The sequence below is a fragment of the Acidocella sp. MX-AZ02 genome, from assembly GCF_000306035.1.
Lineage (GTDB): Bacteria > Pseudomonadota > Alphaproteobacteria > Acetobacterales > Acetobacteraceae > Acidocella > Acidocella facilis.
Genome location: NZ_JH976210.1, coordinates 1 through 7,536, shown reverse-complemented (window position 1 = coordinate 7,536; position 7,536 = coordinate 1). Strand labels below are relative to the sequence as shown.

The window sequence follows — 7,536 nt, the reverse complement described above, 5'->3', positions numbered from 1 at the left end:
GGTTTTTCTGGACGAAACCTGCGCCAAGACGAATATGACGCGCCTGCGCGGCTGGTCACCGCGCGGTCAGCCCCTACAGGCAAAGGTGCCACATGGTCACTGGAAAACCCTGACCTTCCTGGCCGCCTTGCGCTCAGATCGCATCGACGCCCCCTTCGTTCTGGACGGGCCAATCAACGGCAAAACATTCACCGCCTATGTCCGCCAGATGCTGGTGCCGACTTTGTCCCCCGGAGACATCGTCATCATGGACAATCTCGGCAGCCATAAAGGCCCCGCCGTGCGCAAGGCCATTCGAGACGCAGGTGCCAAACTCCTCTTCCTGCCGCCCTACAGCCCCGATCTCAACCCCATCGAGCAGGTCTTCGCCAAACTCAAAACCCTGCTCCGAAAAGCCGCAGAAAGAACCGTCGAAGCCACATGGATGAATAGCCCCTAGATTTATGGACGCCTTCGATCCTAATTTTGAGGACTGGAGGCGATGATGGGGAAGCCCAATTTCAGCGATGAGTTCAAGCGTGATGCGGTGGCTCAGATCACCGAACGAGGGTATCCGGTAGCGGAGGTTTCGCAGCGGCTTGGCGTCAGTCAACATTCGCTCTACGCCTGGAAGCGGCAGCTGGCGAAGGTGGGGTCTGGCGATGCCGGCAAGGATGCCGAGATCCGCCAGCTGAAGCGAGAGCTGGCCCAGGTGACCGAGGAGCGTGACATCCTAAAAAAGCCACGGCGTATTTCGCTCGAGATGCAAAGTGAGATACGCGTTCATTGCCGAGCATCGCGATCGCTTCGGCGTGTGTGCAATGTGCCGGTGCCTCGCCGTGCAGCCCAGAGGCTACTATGCTTGGCAGAAGAGCCCGCTGAGCCAGCGGGCTCGGGAAGATGCTCGGCAGACGGAGCTGATCCGACAAGCCTGGAACGATAGCGGCAAAGTCTATGGCTATCGCAAGCTGCACGATGACCTGCTGGATCACGGCGAGACCTGTTGCCCAAACCGCGTTGCCCGGTTGACCAAGCTGGCGGGGATCAAGGCACAGATCGGCTACAAGCGCCGACCCGGCCTTCTCCGCGCCATTAAGAACGCAAATGACCTGAGCCGCCGGGTAAGCAAGCCTCGGGGCCGAGATCCTCAAGGATAAAGACAAAATCGAGCCGCCTTTTCCTGTGCGGCTCGATTGGCAGGTGACTATATGCTCATCTGGTCAGATGATCCCGGAGGATTTCAGCGCCGCCCTGATTTCATCATCGGCTTCCTTGGACAGGTCCAGCAACGGTGAGCGGACGGTTGCATTCTTGAGAATGCCACGGGCGACCAGCGCCAGCTTCAGCGCCACGGTGCCTTCCATATGCGAGCCGCGGTGATAGATGGTCTTGGTCACCGGCAACAGCCTGTCGTGGATTTCACGCGCCTTGACGTAGTCCTTCGCCTTGCCCGCCGTGATGAACTGCACGAGCAACTCGGGCGCCACGTTGCCGTAGCCGACCAGTGCGCCGTCCACGTCAAACATCGTGTGCAGCAAATACTCATCATGGCAGGTAAGAATCTGCAGTTCCGGAAATTCATTGCGCAAAACAGGGATTTCGGTGTCCCAGCGCTTCATGTTGCGCACGCCATTCTTGGTGGCAACCACGCCCGGCTGTGCGGCGATTTCAAGCTGCGTCTTGAGGTTATAGGTGGCCTTGGTCACATCCGGGTACTGGAACAGAATGCATTGCAGGCCGGACGCCTCGTGAATCGCCTTATAGCGATCCTGCGGGGCGCCATCCTGATAACCAAAGCGCAGCCAGCCGTGAGAGGGATAGACCAGCGCCCCGGTAGCGCCAGCCTTGGCCGCGCGCTTCGCCTCCTGGGCGGCGACTTCCGTGCCCTCGCAGGTGATACCGGCAATGATGGGAACTTCGCCATTCACGGCTTCTGTCAGTGTCTCGATAAGCTTTACCTGCTCGTCCTGGGTGAGGAACGTGCCTTCGCCGGCATGGCCAAGACAGACGAGGCTCTTCACCCCTTCAACAGAAACAAGCCATTTCGCGAGTTCGGCATTGGCTTTCCAGTCGACAGCGCCATCGGTGTTGAAGGCAGTGACCGGGGCAGGGCTGAGGCCGCGCAGGTCCATGACGGGCTTGCCGCCAACGAGCTTCACGGATTTCGGATCATAATGGTTCATGACGGTCTCCTTATTGGTGGACTTGGCGTTCGCCGTTGTATAGGATCGTTTGCGGGAACGTTCCCATATAATTGCGGAACAGGGCTGGAGTCAAGCGCCGCGTTACGGCATTTAGGACGCGGCGGCAGCTCTGAGCCGCGTCAGCTTTAGGCGAAAGAGAAAAGGCAAAATGACGGAGGCAACCCCAAAGTTCCCCCATGGCCGCGTGACGCTGCATGGCGTCGCCGCCGCGGCCGGTGTTTCCAAATCCACCGTGTCCCGCATTCTGGACGAACGTTTGCCGCAGTCGGATAGCGACACCGCCCGGCGCGTACGCCAGGTTGCCGCCGAACTTGGCTATGTGCGCGATATCTCCGCCGCCAATCTGCGGCGTGGCCATACGGGAACGGTGGGGGTGATTGTTCCACGCCTCACCGATATGGCCATGGCTATATTGTATGAGGCCCTGTCGAAAGCCTGCCAGAGGAGCGGCCAATTCGCCATTGTGGCCACCACCGACGAAACGCCGGCCGGTGTACGGGCAGCGGCGGACACGCTGCTGAGCCGCGGTGTGGACGGCCTTGTATTGGCCACCGCTCGCAACGACGATGACTTTCCCGCCGAGCTTACGAAACGCGGCGTCGCCTATGTGCTGGCGCTGCGTACGGATGGGCAAAGCCTGTCCGCCGTGGGTGATGATGTGCTGGGCGGCTATCTCGCCACGCGCCACCTGCTCGACCTCGGCCATCGGCGCATCGGGTTGATCTCCGGCCCGCATTACGCCTCCAGCGTGAGGGGACGGGCCACCGGTTACTTGCAGGCCCTGCGCGAGGCGGCCATCGAGCCAAGCGCGGCCTGGACGGTGGAAGCCGGTTTCGGCATCGAGTCCGGTGTAGAGGCGACCCTGCGTTTGATGGATCGTGCCACGCGCCCTAGTGCGATATTTGCCGTTGAAGATAATATCGCTGTCGGTGCGCTCTCCGCTCTGGCTCAGCTGGGGCTGTCGGTACCTGGCGATATCTCGCTGGTCGGTTACAACGACATCCCCCTTGTCGGCCATCTGCCAACCCCCCTGACCAGTCTGCGCGTGCCGTTCGAGCAGATTGCCCTGGCAGCACTGGATTTGCTCTTGCGGGGCCCAGAATCGGAACAGGACCGGGTAAGGTTGTTTGCGCCCACCCTCATCCCTCGCAAATCGACCGCGCCTTTCGGCGCGGTCCTGGGGATTTAAGCGCTGCGCGCTTATTGCCATGTCGGCATGCCAAGCAGCATGCCCGGATTAATTGTCAACCTTACGCCAAAGGCCAGAATGTCACGGCTAGCATGTTTAGCTGAAGGCTCAAGAATATTATCGGGATTCAACACCACCTGAACGTTCGGGTTCAGCCGGATGCCGCGGTAGAGGTTGAAACCGTAATTGAGCTCAAAAATCTCCTCATGATTGGCAACACCACCGCTGCCGTGCGCCGCCGCCCGCGCGGCACGCAGATAATCGACCTCCTGTGACCCCAAGGTCAGATATGTGCCGGCAAGGCCGAGCGTGTCGGTCGGCCGGCTGGCGAAGGGACCGGTGACCAGCACGCCAAATAAAGTCTGGCTGGTAAAGGTCAGATAATCCCGGTTCGCTATAAGCGTCCCGCCAAAAAATGTAACATTTCGGGTTCCGGACAGATTAAGATGCGCGACATCCACATCCCCCATCACATAAAACGCGCTTTGCCCCCCCTCATGCGTTAGCGCCTTGCCTTTGGATTTAACCAAAGAGAGCCCATGGATGTTGAGATAAGGGTCAGACACCGGCGCACCATTATTGTAACCGCCGGCTCTAAGATGAAACGCGTAAGGATCAGTCCAGGATGGCGACTGAATGCCTATCTCGGCCGCAGTCTCAATGCCGGTGGCATGGTTGGAGGACCATTCAAATCCGTCCGTCGGAATTAGCGCCGGGTCCGACTGGAAGGCACCAGCCTGCACATAGAACCAAGGCGAAGGAGAGAGCTTAACCCGTCCACCCCAAGTGCCGTATGGATAGAAGGACAAACCTTTGTCTGTGATCGGCACGACGGCCGGATTGAAACAGAACGCATTATTCTCGAAATTACAATAGATTTTAGAAGTATTGAAATAGCTGAGCGCGGAAACTCGCCCGCCCGAAACATCCAGCTTGTCATTGAATAGTTTCTGCTCGAAGGTCAGCTCTGCCAAACGCGCATTATGGTATGTTTTATACTTGGACTGAAAACTGACCTGATTCTCTGTGTAGCCTGCGGCAAGCGACTCGCCGACCGATTTGTTGAAGGTGACGTGCACCGATCCACCATCCCACCCCATGAGCTGACCAAGATCCAGATCACCGCCGAATGCAACGGCGAAGCTATTGGCCGCGCCTTGCTTCTGCCCGCCGGTTACGTTTGCCGCTGCTTCATCCACGCCGGTTGCCCGCAGATAAATACCATGTTCGGCAAGCAGCTTTCCTTCTGGCGCCAAGGGACCTTTGGCTGTTGGCAGTTTCACGTGCGGTGTGGCGAGGGCATTCGGCGTTGAAACAATCTGCATCGCGGGTTGAGCTACGGCAAAGCTAGCCGGTGCCCAGGCCAGTATGGCCGTGAGCTTCAACAAATTAGACGATTTCATTTTTAGTCTCTCCCTATGGACCTGATTTTGTGGCCCGGTTTGTTAAAAGGTTTGTCTCTACGGAGAAATGTCCTCTAACCGCTTGCCGCTGGTTTCCGGTGCCCAGCGCAGACAGATTGCTCCGGTGACCGAGGCGATGATGGCGAATGCCAGAAAAACCGGGGCAATGGAACCGCGTGTGGCGACAGCACCAATGATCCACGGCCCCACCATTGACCCAAGCCGCAGCCAGGCACTACCAAAACCGGCGCCAATGGCGCGCAGGCGGGTCGGATAAAGTTCGGCCGAGTAAAGATAGAGCGAATAAGTGACGGTTTGCAGCGTGGCGTAGCAGATCGTGGCGAAGATAAACACGGTCTGCACCGTGGTAGCCCCTGTTCCCCACAGGCAGAACAGCGCCGCTGCGCCAACGATCAACGCCGTGCCATACCAGCGGCGGCGGCCGACTTTGTCGATGGCCAACGCGCAAACGAAGGCGGCGCAAACGGCAACGCCCGTCATAGCAAATCCAAGCCCTATAGCATGCCCAACCGTGACACCAAAAACCATGTGATAGAGAGTAGGCAACCAAGTCACGAGACCGTTATTGATGGCGTACACGCCGAACCATAGTACCCAGAGCAGTAATGTACGCGGTGCATAAAGCGGGCTGAACAACTCGCGCCAACTACCACTGCGCGTTCCTGCCGGGGCAGGCTTGTGAGGCACAGGCACATCCAAAGCCCCGCCACGTTTCATGACGCTTTGTTCTAGCTTCTCGATGACCGCCTCGGCCCGCTTGGTTTTTCCATGCTCCAGAAGCCAACGAGGGCTTTCGGGCAAACTGAAACTAAGCGGAGCTACCAGCAGGACAGGAACGACACCGACAATGAACATCGCCTTCCAGCCGAAAGTTGGAACCAGCGCATATCCAATGAGGCCGGAAAAAACGAGGCCAACCAGAAACAACAATTCATAGAGCAGGAAAAAGCGTCCGCGTCCCCGCGCGCCGATGAACTCGTTCACATAGGCGCTGGCCACCGGCACCTCCCCGCCCGTACCGATGCCTTGCAGAAAACGGAACCAAATCAGCGATTGTGCGTTCCAAGCGAAGATGCAAGCGCAGCTCATCACCGCGAAAATTGCGATCGTGACAATGAGCACGGGCAGGCGGCCGACGCGCTCAGCCAGCCACCCGAACAGCAGCGCACCAATGAGCTGGCCAAAATAGCCGGAAGAGATGATCAGCGCGGTGGTGCTCTTCTCCAAATGCCAACTATGGGCCAAGATTGGCAGCGCATAAGCAATTGCAAGTGTTGTATAGCCATCAAAAAATGTGGCCATACCGACGATGCCGCGCGCCCAGAGCAGAGGCCTGGATACCGGTAACCGCTCCAGCCGGGCCAACAGCATCGCGGCACTGGCCGAACCTGCTTCGTGAATCGCCGCTTCGCGCATTCTCATCATTGGACAAAACTCCTCCCGCCACGGCCTAATAGGATCGTGGTGTTGCCGTATCTTGTTAAATATTTCAGGCGTCTGGCTAGATTTTCCTACCCATCAAGTATGGATGAAGAGTAACAGGCGCCTCCCTTCTTGCCGCGCGTTCATTTATCCGTCGCGTCTCAAGGCGAAGATCCGATACTGCCGTCCGCCTCTAGCGAGCGGGCAATTTCATGTGCGGCTTGTTTGGCAGCGCCAAGCGCTGTCTCCAGCACCTCGAGCGGATGGCGTGTCATCGGTGCGGCAATGCTTATGGCCCCAATCGGCAAACCATCATTGTCCAGAACCGGTATGGCAAGCAGGCTAAGGCCCTCGGTCAACGTCGACGGGCCGAGCAGATACCCCCGCTCCCGAACGATGGCCAATATGGGCGCGACATCTTCAACAGTTCTCTGGTCACGAAATGAGTGCCGCACAGTACGGCTTGCGGTAGCGTATACCGCAAACTCCGTTTCTGGTAAGAAAGCCAAAATGCACTGCCCGATCACGCTGATGTGCGCGGGAATGGTCGTGCCAATTCTGATATCAACGCCAAGCCGTACCAAACCGGCACGCACGCGCTCGATATAGAGCACATCAGTACCTTCCAACACCGCGAGGCTCACTGCCTCACCAACATTCGCCACCAGCCTGCGCAGAACCGGACGGGCGATGGCGCGTATGTCCCGACGGCCGATTGCATGAAAGCCCAGATCCAGAATCTTCAGCGTCAGCGAAAACCGGCGCGTGCGCGCGTCGCGCCGGATATAGCCCAGTGCTACCAAGGTGTTCAGCAAACGGAAAGTGGTTCCAGCGTCCAGCCCGGTAAGCTCTGCTATTTCGCTGAGCGTCAGGTCCTCATATTCGTCTGTAAACGCCTCAAGCACGCGGAAGCCCTTTGCCAGAGACTGCACAACGCTCTTCGCGGCTTGAGCCTGCTCCGCGATATCACCCTCACCTGCTTGCCGCCTGGACACCTTGGGACCTTCCTCTTCGCCAATTTTCGGATAGCGAAAAATTTTTTTGTAAATCGATCAGGTTTAAAATTAGTGCCCAGAGGAAGTCAAGAAAATTTTGTAACCTCGGAAACAGGCTCTGCAAAGGTACTTGCCTACCGCATATCTACCGAGGGACAAAATTGGAGCTTGGTCACGTCACTTACATAGCTATCAGCCGTGTGATCTGCTGCCCCACTTATCCGCATGCGCTAGCATTCCTTGGTCTGTTGTAGCCGCATAAGATATTACCACACAGGACCTGCGAGATTAGAGATCAGGATTGAGCGTGGGGATAAGATTGG

The 7,536-nt window shown here is 57.9% G+C and carries 5 protein-coding genes and 2 pseudogenes; 3 read left to right on the top strand and 4 right to left on the bottom strand.

Annotated elements, in window-relative coordinates:
- Positions 1–424: pseudogene (locus MXAZACID_RS14780) on the top strand (IS630 family transposase); the annotation flags it as partial.
- 60 nt (positions 425–484) lie between these two features.
- Positions 485–1,058: pseudogene (locus MXAZACID_RS18420) on the top strand (transposase); the annotation flags it as partial.
- Between the two features lie 141 nt (positions 1,059–1,199).
- Here the strand turns inward: MXAZACID_RS18420 and MXAZACID_RS14770 are convergent.
- Positions 1,200–2,162 carry a dihydrodipicolinate synthase family protein gene (locus tag MXAZACID_RS14770; protein WP_008495273.1) on the bottom strand — a complete coding sequence of 321 codons (963 nt, stop codon included), beginning with the start codon at positions 2,160–2,162 and terminating at the stop codon, positions 1,200–1,202.
- Positions 2,163–2,331: 169 nt separating this feature from the next.
- On the opposite strand from MXAZACID_RS14770, the gene MXAZACID_RS14765 reads away from it, so the two are divergent.
- Positions 2,332–3,372: a LacI family DNA-binding transcriptional regulator gene (locus MXAZACID_RS14765; RefSeq protein ID WP_008495272.1), complete on the top strand. Its 1,041-nt coding sequence runs from the start codon at positions 2,332–2,334 to the stop codon at positions 3,370–3,372.
- A gap of 11 nt (positions 3,373–3,383) precedes the next feature.
- Here MXAZACID_RS14765 and MXAZACID_RS14760 read toward each other — a convergent pair whose 3' ends face one another.
- The 3 genes from MXAZACID_RS14760 to MXAZACID_RS14750 form a co-directional block, all read right to left on the bottom strand.
- Complete coding sequence (locus MXAZACID_RS14760) at positions 3,384–4,775, bottom strand: carbohydrate porin (RefSeq protein WP_083878816.1); 1,392 nt, start codon at positions 4,773–4,775, stop codon at positions 3,384–3,386.
- Positions 4,776–4,832: 57 nt separating this feature from the next.
- Positions 4,833–6,221, bottom strand: coding sequence for an MFS transporter (locus MXAZACID_RS14755; RefSeq protein WP_008495270.1), 1,389 nt, complete (start codon positions 6,219–6,221; stop codon positions 4,833–4,835).
- A 158-nt stretch (positions 6,222–6,379) separates the two neighbouring features.
- Entirely contained in the window at positions 6,380–7,213 is an 834-nt protein-coding gene (locus MXAZACID_RS14750) for an IclR family transcriptional regulator (protein WP_008495269.1), read from the bottom strand.
- Positions 7,214–7,536: the final 323 nt, after the last annotated feature.